Annotated in this window: 16 protein-coding genes; 9 read left to right on the top strand and 7 right to left on the bottom strand. The window is 71.6% G+C overall.

What is annotated here, in order from left to right; translation table 11 throughout:
• Positions 1-22: 22 nt before the first annotated feature.
• Positions 23-1153, bottom strand: a complete 1131-nt coding sequence (locus OG223_RS32215; RefSeq protein WP_329256095.1) for an ATP-binding protein — start codon at positions 1151-1153, stop codon at positions 23-25.
• A 156-nt stretch (positions 1154-1309) separates the two neighbouring features.
• Here OG223_RS32215 and OG223_RS32210 point away from each other — a divergent pair, with 156 nt between their 5' ends.
• Positions 1310-2668, top strand: a complete 1359-nt coding sequence (locus OG223_RS32210) for an SWIM zinc finger family protein (RefSeq protein ID WP_329256093.1) — start codon at positions 1310-1312, stop codon at positions 2666-2668.
• Positions 2669-2702: 34 nt separating this feature from the next.
• Positions 2703-4313: a DUF5691 domain-containing protein gene (locus OG223_RS32205; protein WP_329256091.1), complete on the top strand. Its 1611-nt coding sequence runs from the start codon at positions 2703-2705 to the stop codon at positions 4311-4313.
• 239 nt (positions 4314-4552) lie between these two features.
• On the opposite strand, the gene OG223_RS32200 is transcribed toward OG223_RS32205, so the two are convergent.
• Positions 4553-4969, bottom strand: coding sequence for a cobalamin B12-binding domain-containing protein (locus tag OG223_RS32200; RefSeq protein WP_329256089.1), 417 nt, complete (start codon positions 4967-4969; stop codon positions 4553-4555).
• 386 nt (positions 4970-5355) lie between these two features.
• On the opposite strand from OG223_RS32200, the gene OG223_RS32195 reads away from it, so the two are divergent.
• The gene (locus tag OG223_RS32195; RefSeq protein WP_329256087.1) at positions 5356-6222 is read left to right on the top strand and encodes an esterase/lipase family protein; all 867 of its coding nucleotides are present in this window, start codon (positions 5356-5358) and stop codon (positions 6220-6222) included.
• Positions 6223-6252: 30 nt separating this feature from the next.
• Here OG223_RS32195 and OG223_RS32190 read toward each other — a convergent pair whose 3' ends face one another.
• Entirely contained in the window at positions 6253-6456 is a 204-nt protein-coding gene (locus tag OG223_RS32190; RefSeq protein ID WP_329256085.1) for a hypothetical protein, read from the bottom strand.
• A 365-nt stretch (positions 6457-6821) separates the two neighbouring features.
• Between OG223_RS32190 and OG223_RS32185 the strand changes: the two genes are divergently transcribed.
• Complete coding sequence (locus OG223_RS32185) at positions 6822-8411, top strand: M23 family metallopeptidase (protein ID WP_329265584.1); 1590 nt, start codon at positions 6822-6824, stop codon at positions 8409-8411.
• A 12-nt stretch (positions 8412-8423) separates the two neighbouring features.
• On the opposite strand, the gene pcrA is transcribed toward OG223_RS32185, so the two are convergent.
• Complete coding sequence (gene pcrA, locus OG223_RS32180) at positions 8424-10925, bottom strand: DNA helicase PcrA (RefSeq protein WP_329256083.1); 2502 nt, start codon at positions 10923-10925, stop codon at positions 8424-8426.
• 253 nt (positions 10926-11178) lie between these two features.
• Here pcrA and OG223_RS32175 point away from each other — a divergent pair, with 253 nt between their 5' ends.
• Positions 11179-12003 (top strand): C40 family peptidase, encoded by an 825-nt coding sequence (locus OG223_RS32175; protein WP_329256081.1) that lies wholly within the window; start codon positions 11179-11181, stop codon positions 12001-12003.
• 120 nt (positions 12004-12123) lie between these two features.
• On the top strand, positions 12124-13113 hold the full coding sequence (locus tag OG223_RS32170) for a tellurite resistance/C4-dicarboxylate transporter family protein (RefSeq protein ID WP_329256079.1): 990 nt from the start codon (positions 12124-12126) through the stop codon (positions 13111-13113).
• On the opposite strand, the gene OG223_RS32165 is transcribed toward OG223_RS32170, so the two are convergent.
• A complete protein-coding gene (locus tag OG223_RS32165; protein WP_329256078.1) occupies positions 13091-13444 on the bottom strand; it encodes a hypothetical protein in 354 nt (117 codons plus the stop codon). The two genes, OG223_RS32170 and OG223_RS32165, sit on opposite strands and share 23 nt — an antisense overlap.
• 413 nt (positions 13445-13857) lie before the next feature.
• Here OG223_RS32165 and OG223_RS32160 point away from each other — a divergent pair, with 413 nt between their 5' ends.
• The gene (locus tag OG223_RS32160) at positions 13858-14931 is read left to right on the top strand and encodes a C40 family peptidase (protein WP_329256076.1); all 1074 of its coding nucleotides are present in this window, start codon (positions 13858-13860) and stop codon (positions 14929-14931) included.
• A gap of 49 nt (positions 14932-14980) precedes the next feature.
• Here OG223_RS32160 and OG223_RS32155 read toward each other — a convergent pair whose 3' ends face one another.
• Both OG223_RS32155 and OG223_RS32150 read right to left on the bottom strand, forming a co-directional pair.
• Positions 14981-15700: a LuxR C-terminal-related transcriptional regulator gene (locus OG223_RS32155; RefSeq protein ID WP_019055616.1), complete on the bottom strand. Its 720-nt coding sequence runs from the start codon at positions 15698-15700 to the stop codon at positions 14981-14983.
• On the bottom strand, positions 15697-17025 hold the full coding sequence (locus OG223_RS32150) for an ATP-binding protein (RefSeq protein ID WP_329256073.1): 1329 nt from the start codon (positions 17023-17025) through the stop codon (positions 15697-15699). Before OG223_RS32150 ends, OG223_RS32155 begins: the two co-directional genes overlap by 4 nt.
• Before the next feature lie 195 nt (positions 17026-17220).
• On the opposite strand from OG223_RS32150, the gene OG223_RS32145 reads away from it, so the two are divergent.
• Together OG223_RS32145 and OG223_RS32140 are read left to right on the top strand one after the other, a co-directional pair.
• Entirely contained in the window at positions 17221-18642 is a 1422-nt protein-coding gene (locus tag OG223_RS32145) for a PspC domain-containing protein (RefSeq protein ID WP_329256071.1), read from the top strand.
• Positions 18629-18871 (top strand): hypothetical protein, encoded by a 243-nt coding sequence (locus OG223_RS32140; protein ID WP_329256069.1) that lies wholly within the window; start codon positions 18629-18631, stop codon positions 18869-18871. Before OG223_RS32145 ends, OG223_RS32140 begins: the two co-directional genes overlap by 14 nt.
• The last annotated feature ends 100 nt before the right edge of the window (positions 18872-18971 follow it).

The following is an 18971-nucleotide window of genomic DNA, read 5'->3' as shown; positions in this document are numbered from 1 at the left end:
TCGACCAGCCCCCTGGACTCGCTCACGCGCTCACCTCCCGGCAGGCCCGGTAGAAGTCCTTCCAGCCGTCGCGCTCCCGGACGACCGCCTCCAGGTACTCCTGCCAGATGACCCGGTCGGCCGCCGGATCGCGGACGACGGCGCCGAAGATGCCGGCCGCGACATCGCTCGGCCGCAGCAGTCCGTCGCCGAAGTGGGCCGCCAGGGCAAGCCCGTTGGTGACGACGGAGATCGCCTCGGCCGTAGACAGCGTGCCGCTGGGCGACTTGAGCTTCGTGCGTCCGTCCGCCGTGATCCCGTCGCGCAGTTCGCGGAAGACGGTCACCACCCGGCGGATCTCGTCGACGCCCTCGGGCACCGCCGGCAGATCGAGCGAGCGGCCGATCTGGTCGACGCGGCGCGCGACGATGTCGACCTCGGCGTCCGCGCTCTCCGGCAGCGGCAGCACCACCGTGTTGAAACGGCGGCGCAGCGCGCTGGAGAGGTCGTTGACCCCGCGGTCGCGGTCGTTGGCCGTGGCGATCAGGTTGAAGCCGCGGACCGCCTGCACCTCCTGCCCCAACTCCGGTATCGGCAGCGTCTTCTCGGACAGGATCGTGATCAGCGAGTCCTGTACGTCGGCCGGAATGCGGGTCAATTCCTCGACCCGCGCGGTCATCCCCTCCGCCATGGCCCGCATGACGGGGCTGGGCACGAGGGCGTCGCGGCTCGGGCCGTTGGCGAGCAGTTGCGCGTAGTTCCAGCCGTAGCGGATCGCCTCCTCAGGGGTGCCCGCGGTGCCCTGCACGATCAGGGTCGAGTCGCCGCTGACCGCCGCGGCGAGGTGCTCGGAGACCCAGGTCTTGGCGGTGCCGGGCACGCCGAGCAGGAGCAGGGCGCGGTCGGTGGCGAGGGTGGTGACGGCGACCTCGACGATGCGGCGCGGGCCGACGTACTTCGGCGTGATCACCGTGCCGTCCGGCAGCATGCCGCCCAGCAGATAGGTGGCGACCGCCCACGGCGACATCTTCCAGCGGACCGGGCGCGGCCGGTCGTCCTGCGCCGCCAGCGCGGCGAGTTCGTCGGCGAAGGCGTCCTCGGCGTGCGGGCGCAGTACCTCGGCCGGCGCCTTCTCACTCGCCTGCGCGTTCATGGGTTCTGTGGACACAGTCATGGCTGAGGCCCCCTCCAGCTCTGCCGGTTCGGATCTGGTGTCCACCGTGCACCACGCCACTGACAATGCGATCTGACCTGCGGAAACGCACTCGCGGCGCCATCCGCCGGCCCGCTCGCCGACCGATTGTCAGTGCCGGGATCTACCTTCGATGACATGACTCAGCAGGGGGTGCGCTGGACGGCTGATCAGGTGCTGGCACTGGCGCCTGACGCAGCGTCACGCAAAGCGGGAAGCAAGCTCGGGGCGGCGGGGCCGTGGTCCGAGGCGGGCAGTTCTGACGAGGGGACGGTGTGGGGGCTGTGCAAGGGCAGTGGCAGCAAGCCGTATCAGACGGTCGTCGACATCGCGGACACCGCGGGGCCGGCGTACAAGTGCAGTTGTCCGAGCCGCAAGTTCCCGTGCAAGCACGCGCTGGGGCTGCTGCTGTTGTGGGCGGGCGAGGACGACTCGGTGCCCGCGGGGCAGGGGCAGGCGCCGGACTGGGCCGAGGAGTGGCTGGCGGGACGGCGGAAGCGGACGGAGGAGAAACGGGCGGGGGACGCGTCCGGTTCCCCGGCCGCCGCCGACCCGGAGGCGGCGCGGCGCAGGGCGGAGCGGCGGGCCGAGCGGATCAGCGCGGGCGCGGCCGAGTTGGAGCAGCGGCTGACGGACCTGCTGCGCACCGGCCTGGCCTCGGCGGAGCAGGCGGGGTACGGCGTGTGGGAGGAGACCGCGGCCCGCATGGTCGACGCCCAGGCCCCCGGACTGGCCGCGCGGGCACGGGAGTTGGGGGCGATCCCGGCCTCGGGGCCGGGCTGGCCGGTCCGGCTGCTGGAGGAGTGCGCGCTGCTCCACCTCCTCGACCGGGCCTGGCTGCGCCGCGAGCGCCTGCCCGACGACCTGGCGGCGACGGTCCGCTCCCGCATCGGCCTGCCCGCCTCGGCGGACGGCCCGCCCCTGCGCGACCACTGGCTGGTCCTCGCCCAGTACGACACGGCGGACCCGAAACTGACGACCCGAAGAATATGGCTGTACGGCACGGAGTCGGGCCGCACGTCCCTTCTCCTCTCCTACGGCGCCGCGGGCCGTGCCCCGGAGTTGGCGCTGCCCATGGGGCTCGCCCTGGACGCGGAGGTGTCCGCGTTCCCGGGCGCCGGGCAGTTCCGGGCGGCCCTGGGCGAGCAGTTCGCGGCGCCCTCGCGTACGACGGGACGGCCGCAGGGGGTGACGACGGCGCGGGCCGCCGTCCGTTACGGGGAAGCCCTACGGCTCGACCCGTGGCTGGATGCCGTCCCGGTGACGCTGGACCGGGTCGTCCCCACCCCGGACGGCGACTCGTGGCAACTGGCGGACGCCGACGCTGACTTGGCGCTCCCCCTCACCCCGACCGCCCGTTCCCGCCCCGGCCTGTGGCGTCTGGTCGCCCTCTCCGGCGGCGCCCCGGTCAAGGTCTTCGGGGAGCTGGGCCACCGGGGCTTCACCCCGCTGACGGCCTGGCCGGAGGGGGCGGGAGAGCCGGTGTCCCTGTGCTGAGCGCATCCACCAACTCGACGGAAAGGCACCTCGCATGAACGGCACCTCTGCCGCGGGCGACTGGGAAGAGCTCGTCACCACGGCCCTGCTCGGCACGGACCGTCGTACGCCTCCGGGGTGCGCGCCGGGCCAGGACGCCCCCGTGGCGCTGCTGGACGCGGCGGCCGTGGAGACCGTACGGCGGCGGGCGGGGCTGTGTCCGGCGCGGGCGGCGGAGCGTCCGGAGCCGGCCGTGCCCGACGCTCGTCCGGCGCTGCCCGAAGCTGCGGCCCGCAGGCTGGCGATGCTGCTGGCCGACCGTCCCGGTGCGGGTGGTGGGGGCCGCAGGGGCACCTCGCCGGATCTCATGGAGTTGCTGCCCCAGTGGCTCGCGGCGGCCAACGCGCGCGGGTTCGCCGCGCCTGTTCCGGTGCTGCCCGCGCTGCTGGACGCGGCCCGGGGGCGTACGGATCTGCGGCCGGCGGCGCTGGAGTTCGCGGGCCCGCGCGCGCTGTGGCTGGCCCGGTTGAACCCGGACTGGCGGTTCGCCCTGCGCGCGACACCGGGCGGCGGCACCGCCCTGCCCGCTCTCGACGACCCGGACCAGGTCCAACTGCTGTGGCAGGAGGGGCTGTTCGCCGAGCGGGTCGCGCTGCTCGCGGCGATACGGGCACAACGCCCCACCGCCGCACGCGAGTTGCTCATCACGACCTGGGCGACGGAGCGGGCGGAGGACCGGCTGATGTTCCTCGACTCGCTGCGGACGGGTCTCACGGCCGAGGACGAGCCGTTCCTGGAGCAGACGTTGGCCGACCGGAGCCGCAACGTCCGGGCCACGGCGGCCGAGTTGCTGTCGGCGCTCCCCGACTCGGCGCTCGCCGCGCGGATGGCGGTCCGGGCGTCGGCCTGCGTGGCCGTCGACCGTACGCGCGCGGAACCGGCCCTCGTCGTGGAGGCGCCGCACGAGTGCGACTCGAGCATGGAGCGAGACGGTGTGGTGTCCAAGGCTCCGGCGGGACGAGGTGAACGCTCGTGGTGGCTCGGCCAGTTGGTGGAGGCGACTCCGCTCGCGACCTGGGAGCGGCGGCTCGGCGGACGTACGGCCGGGGAGATCGTGGCGCTTCCGGTGGCGGACGACTGGCGGAGCGAGCTGCACGCCGCGTGGTGCCGGGCGGCGGTGCGGCAGCGGAACGCCGAGTGGTCGCGGGCGCTGTTGGGGACGCCGTCGGCGCCCGAGGCGGGTGGGCCCGGGGCGGTGTCCCTGGCCGAGCGCGCCAAGCTGCTCAGCACGTTGAGCAGGGGCGAACGGGCCGAGTGGGTGGCCGGGTTCATCGCGGCGCAGGGCCTGTCCGAGGCGTTTCAGTTGCTCGGGGTGTGTGCGGTGCCGTGGGCTGCGCCGCTGGGGCGGGCTGTGGTGGACGCGCTCAACATCGCGCGGGACGCGGGGAGTTATCCATGGAGTTTCAGTGGGGTGATGGGGCTGGCCGAGCGGTGTCTCGATCCGGCGGAGGCGAGGCGGCTCGACGGGTTGCTGGCGGTGCCGGACGAGTCGGAGGATGCGGCGCCCGGAGCCGGGGGCTATTGGGCGGAGGCGTTTCAGCGGCTGGTTACTACGTTGCGGTTGCGCGCGGCGATGGCGGAGGAGTTGGGGGCACCGTCGTCGTAGAAGCTGAGGGAGTTGGAGGCGCCGTAGAAGCTTGGGGGCTGCGCCCCCAAACCCCCCTTCGGCCTGAGCGGCCTCGTCCTCAATCGCCGGACGGGCTGAAAATGCCGGCCCGCGCTGAAAAGCGAACCGCGGACAGGCTGGATGATGTCGGCCCGCGCCGAGAAGCGAAGCCCTACTCGCCGAAGACCAGGCTGAAGAGTCACCGGCGCCAAGAAGCGAAGCCCCGTCCGCCGAAGGCCCTACGCCCCCGCCGGCTGCCGCACGTTCGCCCGCACCCAGTCCACGATCGCCTGTGTCGTCGCCCCGGGGGTGAAGATCTCCGCGACGCCCTTCTCCTTGAGGGGGGCGATGTCCGCCTCGGGGATGATGCCGCCGCCGAAGATCAGGATGTCCGCCGCCTCGCGCTGACGCAGCAGGTCGATCACCGCGGCGAAGAGTGTGTTGTGGGCGCCGGAGAGGATGGAGAGGCCGATCGCGTCGGCGTCCTCCTGGATCGCGGTGTCGACGATCTGCTCGGGGGTCTGGTGCAGGCCGGTGTAGATGACCTCCATCCCGGCGTCGCGCAGCGCCCGCGCGATCACCTTGGCTCCGCGATCATGGCCGTCGAGCCCCGGCTTGGCCACCACCACGCGGATCGGACCGGCTGCCACACCCATCACTGCCTCCATGAAGCGACTGCGTTCATCCCTACCCACGGGTACCGCGGTACCCGCTTCAGTGCGGGAAGTGAACGAACGTTATCTCCAGCATCCCGCAACCGGCAGTTTCGCGGCGGATACCGAGGGGGAAATCACACGATGGGACACGTTCGCCGCGCAGCGTTCCAGCGGGAACAAGCGCACCGGGAGCCGCAACGAGGTCGCCGTACCACCGCGCCGCAGGCCGCGCGGCCCGGTGGTACGGCGCATCGGCGCACGCACGAAGGGCACGCAGGACCTACCCCGCGCACCCCTCACGCACCGTCGATGGTCCTCGTGGTGGCCTCCCACGAGGGCACACGGGGGACGGAGCTGTCGTTCCGTGTGCCGACAGGAGGTCGGCCATGAAGGTCTCCGGGGCTGCACTGCCCTTTCTCCCCCTCTGTCAGCGCCTCCTGCCCAGCAGGCTGGCCGGCCTCTCGATGACTCTCCTGAAAGCGACCGCTCTGGAGATCGTGATCCTCGCGGGCCACCTCCTCCTCTATCCCTCCGGCATGGCCCAGGAACGCCGGGCGCCCCTGCCCGAGCCGCCCTCGCCCGAGGACGCGACCCACCTGCCGACCGAGGCGAAGCCCCCGGTGGTGCTGCTGCACGGGTTCATCGACAACCGCTCGGTCTTCGTGCTGCTGCGCCGTTCCCTGGCCCAGCACGGCCACCGGCAGGTCGAGTCGCTCAACTACTCGCCGCTGACCTGCGACATCCGCACCGCGGCCGAGCTGCTCGGCCGGCACATCGAGGAGATCTGCGAGCGCACGGGCAGCAGGGAGGTCGACATCGTCGGGCACAGTCTCGGCGGGCTGATCGCGCGGTACTACGTGCAGCGGCTCGGCGGCGACCTGCGGGTCCGCACGCTCGTGACGCTCGGCACCCCGCACTCCGGTACGGCCGTGGTCCCGCTGGCCAGCGCCCACCCGATCGTCCGCCAGATGCGGCCCGGCTCACCGGTGATCGAGGAACTGACCCGCCCCGCCCCCGGCTGCCGCACGCACTTCGTCAGCTTCTGGAGCGACCTCGACAACCTGATGGACCCGCTGGAGACGGCCTGTATCGACCACCCCGACCTACTCGCCGAGAACGTCCAGGTCAGCGGCATCGGCCACCTCGCCCTGCCGGTCCACCCCGCCGTCGCGACCGGCATCCGCCAGGCCCTCGACACCCCACGGACGGAGACCCCGGCCGCCACCCACCGAGGCGGCCTGACGGTGGCCTGACCGGCGCCGCGCTTCCGCGGTGCGCGACTCCTACTGGTAGCAGGGATTCCCGCACAGAGCGCTGACGGTGCTGGCATCCCCGACCGAGAACGCCGTCGCGCCCTGCGCCGGCGTCGGCCGGTGCGCGCGACTGATGTCCCACGGCGCGGGCGCGGCCGATGCCGCCGGGCTCACGATGCCGACGGTCGCCGCGGCCAGCACGACCGCGATCCCCACACGCTTCCACACCCTCATCACGCTCTCCCCACGTCGGATGCCGCGGTCTGCTCGGATGCCGTCGGCCGTCGCCAGTCAACGCGCCCCGCCCCCGACGCGGGAAGCATTTCCATGCCCTTCGAAGCGTGCCCTTCGAAGCATCCGCACAGGGCACCGACAGCGAATGGACAACCCTCGACCTCGAACGCTATTCGAACGCAAGGCCAAACCCGTGCCCGCCGTCCCCCGAAACACGGCCGAATGCCCGTTTCCGGCGGACGCGAAACCAGACGAAGATTGTCGTGCCCTCATACCGACGGGTACAGTCCACCGCACTGCTCTGGCAGCCCCTGTTGTCGAGGCGAATAGAGAAGTTGGTGAACGATCGTCACCCGTCGGGGACCATGACCACCCCGGATCCGGCTTCCTCCGATGCCATCTCGGCGCACTACGCGTCGTACGGCGGACAGGACGCCCAGTACGGTGACTTCACCACGTACGGCGACCACACCGCCACGGATTTCCACCCGGGCGCGGGCGGCGGCCAGGCCACCGCGAGTTTCGCCACCGACCCCCTCTTCGGCGACATGCCGGGCAACGGCCACAGCCACGACACCGGGTCGCACGCCACCGGCGCCTACGACTCCTCGGCCTGGTCCACGGGTGCTCAACACACCCTGAACCACGACCCGTACGCGGCCCAGCACCACGCCGCCTACGACACGGGCGCCTACGAGACCACCGCCTGGTCGGCCGACTACCAGCAGCTCTCCGCCATCCCGCCGCAGACCGGCGCCCCCGACATCAGCGGCTGGGGGTCCCCCCTCTGGGGGAGGGATGCGAACGCCTGGCTCCAGCCGGACGCGTCGGCCCACTCCGCCGCCCCTGCCGCCGACCAGACCCAGCAGTGGGAATGGGGCACGCAGGCCTTCGACACCGGCGCCTACGACGCCACGCAGTGGAACGCCGACGGCAGCCCCGCCGACGCGACGACCACCTTCGAGCAGGCGTCGTACGACGGCCCGCATGAGGGTACGTACGACGGCTCGCACGAGGGTTCGTACGACGGGACGCACGAGGGCACGTACGACGAACCCGCCCCGGAAGACGGCGAGTTGACCGCCACCGGTGAGCTGGCCGTCCTCGACGAGGCCGAGCCGGAACCCGACGGGTCCGCGCCGCAGTCCGAACTCCTCGACGACCAGGAGGAGTTCACCCCGGCCCCGGCGACCGCCGCGCGCGCCGCGTCCCGCAACGGGAGCCGTTCCCGGCGCCGTACGCCCCCGAAGCGCTCCGCGCTGATGACCATCGCCGTGCCGTCCGCGTGTGTGATGGGGGTCGCCGGTATCGCCGCCGCGTCCGTCGGCACGCTGACCGGTGGCAGCGACTCGACGGCGTCCGCCTCCGACGCGACCACGGTGCAGCCGTCCGTCGCGAACAACAAGCTGGACGCCCAGATCAAGAGCCTGTCGGCCGGTGCCGACGACTTCGCCGACCGGGCCAGCCGTACGCAGGAACGTATCGACCTCAAGGCCCAGCAGGAAGCCGAGAAGAAGAAGGCGGCGGCCGAGGCGGCCCGCAAGGAACGGCTGCGCCCCAAGTACGCGCTGCCGGTGACACAGAGGGGCCTCAGCGCCTACTTCGGGCAGGCCGGCGTCAACTGGATGTCCGTGCACACGGGCATCGACTTCCCCGTCTCGTACGGCACGACGGTGATGGCCGCGACCGACGGCGTCGTCAGCACGAAGTGGAACAGCGCCTACGGCAACATGCTGATCCTCACCAAGAAGGACGGCACGGAGACGTGGTACTGCCACCTCTCCAGCTATCGCGTCGCCCCGGGGACGACGGTGAAGGCCGGCGACCCGATCGCGTACTCCGGGAACTCCGGCAACTCCACCGGTCCGCACCTGCACTTCGAGGTACGGCCCGCGGGCGGGGCGGCGATCGACCCGCTCCCGTGGCTTCGCAGCCACGGGCTCGACCCGACGTAACTCCCCTTCTCCCTACAGCTTTTCCACCGGCGCGTACCGCAGCAGCAGGCGCTTCGGCTTGGGCTCCCCGAAGTCGACCGTCGCCTCCGCGTTCGCCCCCGTGCCCTTCACGCCGACCACCGTGCCGAGCCCGAACTGGTCGTGCGTGACCCGGTCACCGACGGCCAGTGCCACGACCGGCTTCTCCGAGGTACGGCGGGTGGCGAAGCCCGACGCACCCGACGCCGACGAGCGCGAGCGGGTCGAGGACAGCGAGGCCGCGATGCCCGAGGCCGGACCCGTCGACGGCGGAGCCGCCATGGCACCGGTCCGCTTCCACTCCACATGCGCCGCCGGGATCTCCTCCAGGAAGCGGGAGGGCGGGTTGTACGACGGCTGTCCCCAGGCGCTGCGCAGCGACGACCGGGTCAGATACAGGCGTTCACGCGCGCGCGTGATGCCCACGTACGCGAGGCGCCGCTCCTCCTCCAGCTCCTTGGCCTGGCCGAGGGCGCGCATGTGCGGGAAGACGCCGTCCTCCATGCCGGTGAGGAAGACGACCGGGAACTCAAGGCCCTTGGCGGTGTGCAGGGTCATCAGGGTGATGACTCCGGAGCCGTCCTCGTCCTCGTCGGGGATCTGGTCGGAGTCGGCGACCAGCGCCACCCGCTCCAGGAACGCGGCGAGCCCGGCCGGGGTCTCGCTCTCGCCCTCACCTGCACTGTTCTCCTGCTCGAACTCCAGCGCCACGGCGGCGAGTTCCTGGAGGTTCTCGATCCGGGTCTCGTCCTGCGGGTCGGTGGAGGCCTGCAACTCGGCGAGGTAGCCGGTGCGTTCGAGGATGGCCTCCAGGACCGTCGCCGGGCCCGCGCCGGAGTCGACGATCGTACGGAGGTCCTCCATCAGCGTGTTGAACTTCTTGACCGCGTTCGTCGACCGCGCGGCCATGCCGTACGCCTCGTCCACGCGCCGCAACGCCTGCGGGAAGCTGATCTTCTCGCGCTGCGAGAGCGCGTCGATCATCGCCTCGGCGCGCTCGCCGATGCCGCGCTTGGGGACGTTGAGGATGCGGCGCAGCGGGACCGAGTCCTCCGGGTTGGCCAGCACGCGCAGGTAGGCCAGGACGTCCCGGACCTCCTTGCGCTCGTAGAAGCGGACCCCGCCGACGACCTTGTACGGCAGGCCGACGCGGATGAAGATCTCCTCGAAGACGCGGGACTGGGCGTTCGTCCGGTAGAAGACGGCGACGTCGCCGGCCTTCGCGTCGCCCGCGTCGGTGAGACGGTCTATCTCCTCGGCGACGAACTGCGCCTCGTCGTGCTCGGTGTCCGCGACGTAGCCGGTGATCTGCGCGCCCGCGCCCGCGTTGGTCCACAGGTTCTTGGGGCGGCGGGACTCGTTGCGCTCGATGACCGCGTTGGCCGCGCTCAAAATGGTCTGCGTGGAGCGGTAGTTCTGCTCCAGGAGGATCGTCGTCGCGTTCGGGTAGTCCTCCTCGAACTGGAGGATGTTGCGGATCGTCGCGCCCCGGAAGGCGTAGATCGACTGGTCGGCGTCGCCCACGACGCACAACTCGGCGGGCGGCAGGTCGTGTTCGTTGGGCGGGACGTCGACCGGGTGCTCGGAGGTCCCCACCAGCTCACGCACGAGCGCGTACTGCGCGTGGTTGGTGTCCTGGTACTCGTCGACCATGACGTGCCGGAAGCGGCGGCGGTAGTGCTCGGCCACGTCCGGGAAGGCGCGCAGCAGGTTGACCGTCGTCATGATCAGGTCGTCGAAGTCGAGGGCGTTGGCCTCACGCAGCCGCGACTGGTACATCGCGTAGGCCTGGGCGACGGTCTTCTCGAAGCCGTCGCCGGCCTGGGCGGCGAAGTCCTCCTCGTCGATCAGCTCGTTCTTCAGGTTGCTGATCTTGGCGCTGAAGGACTTCGGGGGGAAGCGCTTCGGGTCGAGGTCCAGGTCGCGGCAGACCAGGGCCATCAGGCGCTTGGAGTCGGCGGCGTCGTAGATCGAGAACGAGGACGTGAAGCCGAGTTTCTTGGACTCGCGGCGCAGGATGCGCACGCACGCGCTGTGGAAGGTCATCACCCACATCGCGTTGGCGCGCGGGCCGACGAGCTGCTCGACGCGCTCCTTCATCTCGCCCGCGGCCTTGTTGGTGAAGGTGATCGCGAGGATCTGGCCCGGGTGCACATGGCGCTCGCCGAGGAGGTGGGCGATGCGGTGGGTGAGGACGCGGGTCTTGCCGGAGCCGGCGCCGGCCACGATGAGCAGCGGGGTGCCGGAGTGGACGACGGCCGCGCGCTGGTTCTCGTTCAGCCCGTCCAGGAGTGCGGCCGGGTCGACCGTGGGGCGTGGGGCGCCGTCACGGTAGTAGGCGTCTCTGCTCGCGGGCACGTCGAACTTGCCGCCGAACAGGTCGTCCGGAACCTGCTCCGGTCCGTGCTCGTCCTCGGGCGGTGGCGGGGGTTCTTCGTCATGACCCCGAGGGGTCCGGAGGTCCGCCAGGAAGCTGTCGTCAAAGAGGCTGCTCATCGCTCTCCGAGTTTAGGGCGCCCCACTGACAACCGGCTGCCACCCCGAAAACTCGGGAAAATTCACGGTCCAGGACCGGTCGATCACGATCGGCGACGGCCGGGCGGACGCATGACCGAGGTCACGCAAACGTATCGGGCATATCGGCCGGCAATCTTCACGCAAGTCACACAAGTTGGTTAGCGTTCGTTCAAGTTCCACGGCCCCGCCGTCGAGCCCCACGGCCCCACCGACCTCGGAAGGAGTCGCCTCCTTGGCGTCGTCGCACCGCAAGCCCCGTTCCGCGGGCTCGCGCATCGCAGGCATATGGACCCCCGCCGACGGCGGCAACCGGAGCCTCGGAGAGGTCGAGCAGAAGATCGACGACCTCTACCGCCGGGCGGACTCGGCGACCGAGGGGCAGAGCTCGGCCAAGCGCACGCAGAAGATCAACTCCCCGCGGAAGAAACCGAGTTCCTTCACCGCCACCCCGCACGACCACTACGACCAGGCCCAGTTGATGAGTCGGCTGACCGCCCGCCAGAAGGACGCGGTCGCCGCGCACCTCACGGAGCGGTCCACGACGACGGGGCAGCGTCAGGAGGCGGCCGTGGGCCTCCAGGCCTCCGACGGGACACAGAGCGACCCGAGGACGGCCAAGGCCACCGTCCAGCGGAAGCTCTCCACCGCACGCGCGCTGTTGTCGCGACTGGCCGCGCGGGAGCGGCAACAAGAGGCGGCGGCGCTCGCCCGGCAGGCCATCACCTTCGCCCGCGCCCAGGTCGGCAAACCGTACGTCTGGGGCGCCGCCGGACCGGGCTCCTACGACTGCTCGGGCCTCACGCAAGCCGCCTGGAAGGCCGCCGGAGTCACCCTCCCGCGTATCACCGCCGCCCAGGCCGACGCCGGCACGACGGTCCCCCTGGCCGACGCACAACCCGGCGACCTGGTCTTCTTCCACGACGATGCCAGTCACGTCGGTGTCTACGTGGGCGACGGCATGATGATCCACGCCCCGAAGCCGGGCGCCTACGTCCGCGAGGAATCGATCCACTACGACGGCACGGCGATCGTCCACAGCGTGGTGCGGCCGGCCTGAGCGGAGTCCGTACGCGCGCGTGAGGGTGTTTTTGAGCGCCACGCACGCGTGCAGGTGTTTTTGACGTCCCCGCGCGCGTGGCCCGCCGTCCGCACCGGGGCCGCTCCCTAGCATCGGGCCATGCCCGATACCGGTATCTCCCGCTTCCGCGCCTGGTGGGCGCAGCGTCCGCCGGCGGCCGGGGCCGTCGTGATGGCGACCGCGATCGTGTCGGTCGGCCTGCATGGCACGGGGTACGAGGTGCTGTCCCGTATCGCCTTCGCGGTGGCCTGCGTGTTCTGGCTGGGGCTGGCCGCGGACTTCGCCGTACGGCTGCTGTGGGACCGGCGGAGGTGGCTCACGGAGGCGGGGACGCCCGGTGCGCTGACCGCCGTGGCCGCAAGCGCCGTCCTGGGGACGCGGTTCTCGATCGCGGGCCGGCAGACGGTGGCCGAGGCGCTGCTGGCGCTGGGTGCGGTGCTGTGGCCGTGGCTGCTCGTGCGGGTCCTGGGGAACTGGCGGGGGCGGATGCCCGGGACGGTGTTCCTGGGCTGTGTGGCCACGCAGTCGCTGGCCGTGCTGGGGGCGACGATCGCCGGGGCCGAGTCGGTGGCCTGGCTCGCGCACACGGCGCTGGTGCTGTTCTGGCTCGGGCTGGTGCTCTACGGGTTCGCGCTGGCCCGTTTCGAATGGCGGCAGGTGATCATCGGGGTCGGGGACCACTGGATCGTCGGCGGCGCGCTGGCCGTCTCGGCGCTGGCCGGGTCGAAGCTGATCGCCGCCGACAGCGCGCGCCTGTACCTGTGGAACTCCGACGACCGGGGCGTCCTGCGGTCCGTGACCGTGGCGCTGCTCGTGATCGACGTGGCCTGGTGCGTGGTCCTGGTGGCCGCCGAGGCCGCCTGGCCGCGGCTGCGCTTCGACGTGCGCCGCTGGTCGACGGTGTTCCCCCTGGGGATGACGGCGGCGACCATGCTGTCCGTGGGGACCGCCGTGGACGTCGGGTGGCTGCGGACGCCCGGGGAGGTGGTGCTGTGGATCGCGGTGGCGGCCTGGCTGGTGGTCGCCGCGGGGACGGTCCGGTTCTACCTCGCCGCCACGTCCGGGGTCACGTCCACAGGACCGCGATGAAGATGTTCACCATGGTCAGTCCGCCCACCAGCGCGAACTGGCTCTTGTCGACGGTCTCCTCGTCCCGCTTCACATAGACGAGGCCGAGGATCACGATCAGCAGCGCGAGCTTGATGCCGATCTTGATGTTGTTGACGTGCTGATCGTCGGCCTGGTTGAGGCCGACCAGGACGGCGCCGGTGACCAGCATGGTCAGCGCTCCGTGCAGCATGCCGGGGACGAAGCGGGCCGTGCCCTGGCCCATCGCCTTCATCTGGGTGAGGAAACCGCCGAGCAGCGCCGCGATGCCGATGATGTGCAGGCCGACGAAGAGATGGATGAGTACGTCCATGGGGCCGGAGCCTAACCAGGGGCCCGGAGGCCGGCCGACACCGCCCCTCCGTAGCGCTCCGATTCCCTTGCATATATGCGGCCCATAGCATCGCGCCGGACCGCCCCGCGCCGGAACCGCCGCATCGGTCAGCGCGCCACGCGAAGGCGGCGGGCCCGGTCCGGGATCACAGTCACTTATGGTCAATTCCCGGTCACCTCATGTCAGTTCCGCGCATGCGTTACCGGGCCGCAACCATCAGGTTTAGCGTCCTCCACCAGGTGACCGGCTCCCCACCGCCGCCCGGACCAGGGGCGGCAGCCGGACACCACCGCCGAGAAGTCCGGCGGCGGCCCGCTCCCCCTGTGCAGGCCGCCGCCGGACGCGCAATCGCCCGCTCCCCCGGCGGTCGTACGAAAGGACGTGCAGTCCACGTGGCAGCGCACCGCAAGGCCCGACAGCGCCCGCTCAGCGGCCATACGGCCCGTACCGCGGCCACGATCGCCCTCGCGGGCGCGGCGACCGCCACGGCCTTCGACGGGACCTCGCACGCCGAGCCGCAACTGACGCCGACACAGGTCAAGGCCAAGGTGGACAAGCTGTACCAGGAGGCGGAGGTCGCCACCGAGAAGTACGACGGCGCGAAGGAGAAGGCGGACGCGGCCGAGAAGCAGTTGAACACCCTGCGGGACGAGGCGGCGCGCAAGACGGAGAAGCTCAACTCGGCGCGGGACTCGCTGGGTTATGTCGCCGCGGCCCAGTACCGCGGTGGCGGGATCGACCCCGCGGTGCAGCTCATGCTCTCCGACGACCCCGAACGGTATCTGGACGGCGCCGAGTTCGCCGACCGGGTGGGCCACCGGCAGACGGCTGCCGTCGCTCTCGTACGGCAGCAGTTGCGGGAGATCGAGCAGTTGCGCGGTGCCGCGCACATCGAGCTGACCTCGCTGAAGTCGCGGCAGGCGGAGCTCGGCAGGCAGAAGAAGACCATCAACGGGAAGCTGGACCAGGCACGCCGGCTGCTGTCGACGCTGCCTCCGCGGCAGCGGGCCCAGGTCGGCGAGGCGAGTGGCTCCGGCCGCGCGTCACGGTCGTCGACCACGGCACGGGGTGCGCTGGCCGCGCCCGGGTCCTCGGCCGCCGCGGCAGACGCCCCCAACTCCCGTGCGGCCGCGGCCGTTTCCTACGCCTACCAGAAGCTCGGCAGCCCCTACGTGTGGGGGGCGACGGGCCCGAACGCCTTCGACTGCTCGGGCCTCGTGCAGGCCGCCTACAACTCCGCGGGTGTCTCGCTGCCCCGCACGACCTACGCCCAGATCAACGCCGGACAGCGGGTCTCCCGGGACGAACTGCGCCCCGGCGACCTGGTGTTCTTCTACTCGGGCATCAGTCACGTCGGCATCTACGTCGGCGACGGCCAGATGATCCACGCCCCGAACCCGACCGCTCCGGTACGGCTGGCGCCGATCGACCAGATGCCGTTCGCGGGGGCGACCCGGGTGGTGTGAACCCCCAGGGGATCCCCTGGGTGATCCCGCAGGTGAACTCCCTTACGGGTCACACCAGTCGACGTGCCGTCGCCCAGCGCGTCAGCTCGTGCCGGTTCGACAACTGGAGCTTGCGGAGCACCGCCGAGACATGGGACTCGACCGTCTTCACCGAGATGAACAGTTGCTTGGCGATCTCCTTGTAGGCGTAGCCCCGCGCGATGAGGCGCAGGACCTCGCGCTCGCGCTGGGTGAGACGGTCGAGGTCCTCGTCGACCGGCGGGGCGTCGGTCGACGCGAAGGCGTCGAGGACGAAGCCGGCCAGCCGGGGCGAGAAGACCGCGTCGCCCTCCTGGACCCGGAAGACGGAGTTGACGAGGTCCGTGCCGGTGATCGTCTTGGTGACGTAGCCGCGCGCACCGCCGCGGATCACCCCGATCACGTCCTCCGCCGCGTCCGACACGGACAGGGCGAGGAAGCGGACGGGCTGCTCGGCGTCGCTCATCAACGGGGCGCAGCGGCGCAGGACTTCGACCCCGCCACCGCCCGGGAGGTGGACGTCGAGGAGGACCACCTCGGGGCGGGTCGCGGTGATGACCGTGACCGCCTGGTCGACGTCCGCGGCCTCGCCGACCACCTCGACTCCGGTCTCCTCGGTGCGGCCGATCTCGGCCTGGACCCCCGTACGGAACATGCGGTGGTCGTCGACGAGGACCACGCGCACGTGACGCCCGCCCGCGCTCCCGCCGGTCGGCTCCGCCGGTTCGTTCGTCTCGGTCGCGTCGCTCATGACGTCTTCTCCGCCCTCTCCATCTCCAGCTCGACCTCGGTACCGCCGTCCGGTACGGCGCGCAGCCGTGCCGTACCGCCGTGTCGCTCCATACGGCCGATGATCGATTCTCTGACGCCCATGCGGTCGGCGGGTATCGAGTCGAGGTCGAAGCCCGGTCCGCGGTCGCGGACGGACACGAAGACCTTCTTCCCCTCCACCTCGGCGTAGACCTGTACGGCGCCGCCCTCGCCACCGTACTTGGCCGCGTTCACCATCGCTTCGCGTGCGGCCTGCATCTGGGCGCCGATCCTGTCGTCGAGCGGGCAGTCCCCGACGACGACGACCTCGATGGGGACGCCGTGCTTGTCCTCGACCTCGGCCGCGCTGCGGCGCACCGCCTCGGCGAGGGTGTCGGGTTCGTCGGCCTCGTCCTTGCCGGTGCCCTCCGGTTTGTAGAGCCAGGCGCGCAGGTCGCGCTCCTGGGCGCGGGCCAGGCGGCGCACTTCGTTCGGGCTCTCCGCGTTGCGCTGGATCAGGGTCAGGGTGTGCAGCACGGAGTCGTGGACATGGGCGGCGACCTCGGCGCGCTCCTGGGCGCGGATGCGCATCAGGCGCTCCTCGGAGAGGTCCTGGGTCATCCGCACGAGATACGGGCCGGCAAGCAGGGTGATGCCGACGAGGACCGCGAGGGCGGCCTGGAGGACCGAGCCGAGGTGGTCGGCGGAGCCCTGCAGCACGAAGATCGCGGTGGCGCCGGCGGTGACGAGCAGGACGCCGCCGCCCGCGCGCAGCAGGCTGAGCGTACGGCGTCTGCTGCCGACCTCGGCCCAGCGGGCGCGGCGGGCGTTGTCCGCCTGGCGCCAGACGAGGGCGACGCCCGCGCCGACGAGGACGACCGGGAAGAGATAGGCCTTGGCGCCATTGCCCAGGTTCACATTGCCGACGAAGACCAGGGCCACGACGACCATGAGGAGCAGGGCGACGATCTGGCCCTTGTCCGGCTTGCGGGCGACGAGTCTGCGACGGCCGTCCGGTGAGGTCTCGGTGGAGACGAGGGACGGGGGCCGCTGGCCGGCGACCCCGCCGACGCCGAGCGGCACGAAGAACCAGAACGAGGCGTACAACAGCGCGCCGAGTCCGTCCGCGAGGAACAGCCCCACGAACACCAGCCGCACCCAGATCACCGGCAGCCCGAGATGCCCGGCGAGCCCCCGCGCCACCCCACCGAGCCAGCGACCGTCACTGCTGCGGTAGAGCTTGCGCGGCGGCCGCGGGTCCTCGACGGGCAGTGCTGCGGCTTCCGGCATGCCACCGATGTTCACACGCCCCGCCGTTCCGGGCATCAGGGTGGACCCCCGAGACTCCCCTGATCTTCGAATACGGCGCGCTCGGTCCGCGAAGACAGAGCGCCGCGGGGGCCTTTCGCGGTGTCGGGGCCGTTGTCGAACACTCCCCCGGTCCGGGTCGGGGCCGATTTCAGGGTTCGGCCAGGGTCGTCCCGACTGCCATCGGCGCCTCGCGGCGGGCAGCATGGACGCATGACAGATCACGAGCACGCCGCGACGGGTCCGGGACCCGGCTCCGGCCCACGTCCGCGAGCGGGCGCCGGGCCGCAGGACGCCGTGCCCGGCGCGGGTGCCGCCTCCTCGCCGGGTGCGGTGCCCGGCGGCGGCAGCGCGGGCGCGGCTCTGCACCGGTTCCGGCGGGACCGGCGGTCGAAGGTGCTCGCGGGGGTGTGCGCGGGGCTCGGGCGGCAGTGCGACATGGACCCGGTGATCTTCCGGATCACGCTCGCCGTGCTCTCGGCGACGGGCGGCATCGGCCTCATCTTCTACGGCTTCGCCTGGCTCTTCGTCCCGTACGACGACGAGGAGGAGAACGAGGTCCGCAAGCTCTTCACCGGCCGCGTGGACGGCCAGGCCCTGGCCGCCGTGCTGTTCGCGCTGGTCGGCTGCGGTGTGTTCCTGTCGATGCTGAACAACGCGAGTGTGCTGACCTTCGCCGTCGTCGTCTCCCTCCTGCTGGCGGGCGCGGGGTACTGGTCGCAGCAGCGCGGCGCCCCCGACCCCGACCCGCTGGCCGCGCAGGCCGTCGCCGATGCCCCGCCGGAGGCCCAGGCGCCGCCGGTGGCCGCGTCCTATCCCTCCTGGTGGCGTGATCCGATCGTCAAGGACGGCACACACGTCGGTGGCACCGGTTATCTGTGGGGCCCCGGCGACTCCCGCGACCGGGACATCGCCGACGCGATCCACATCAGCCTCGGCCCTTCGTACCCGCACTGGCGCGAGGATCAGCGGAGACCGCGCCCGGCACCTCCGAAGCCGCGCGGCCCGCGCTGGATCGGCGGCTGGGTGTTCCTGCTCGCGCTGTTCGCGGGGGCCCTGGGCACCGCCGCGAAGTGGAACGACCAGGAGCTCGGCACCAGCCTGCAGGCCGGCCTGGCCTGTGCGCTCGTCGTCTTCGGCCTGGGGATCGCGATCAGCGCGTTCGCGGGGCGTACGGGGGCGGGCTCGGTGTTCCTCGCGATCGTCACGGCCGGCCTGCTCGCCGCCTCGGCTGCCCTGCCCAAGGACCTCACCACCCACTGGGAACACGTCACCTGGCAGCCCGCGGCGGTGGCGGAGGTACAGCAGAGGTACGACCTGGGGAACGGGGTGGGCACGCTGGACCTGACCGGACTGCACCTGACCAAGGGGCAGACGGTCTCGGCCCAGGCCGAGGTGGGCGTCGGGCAGTTGAAGGTGATCGTGCCCTCGGACGTGACGGTGAAGCTGAACGTGGACGTGAACGTCGGGGACATCCAGTTGCCCGGTGACGACAAGAAGGACGTGGACGTGGAGCCGGACAAGCAGCAGCAGGTCACCCTTGCCCCGACGGCGGGCGTCAAGAGCACCGGCACGCTGGACCTGGACCTCCATGTCGGCGTCGGACAGGCGGAGGTCAGCCGTGCTGCGTCATGAGTTCCAGCCCGGGAAGCTGGTCGTCGGCCTCTTCCTCGCCGTCGCGGGCGTGGTCTACGCCGGGGACGCGGGCGGGCTGTGGGTGACCGAGTGGTTCGCGGTGATCCCGCTGGTCGTGTTCGGCCTGCTGCTGGCCGGTGTGGTGGCGGGGGTCAGCGGCGCGATCCGCCGACACCGAAGGGCCGGCCGTAGGAGCACGGCCGACCCCGGTCCGGACATATCCGGCTGACGATCGTCTACGAACCGGACCGGGCCGAGCCGACGGCCCGCCCGGCGAGAACCCGGTGACCGAGTCCCAGGACCCGGCCACCGCCGGCTCCCCTTCAGGG

It is taken from the genome of Streptomyces sp. NBC_01478 (assembly GCF_036227225.1).
Lineage (GTDB): Bacteria > Actinomycetota > Actinomycetes > Streptomycetales > Streptomycetaceae > Streptomyces.
The sequence above is the reverse complement of the archived record's forward strand: the minus strand, read 5'-3'. Positions and strand labels throughout refer to the sequence as shown.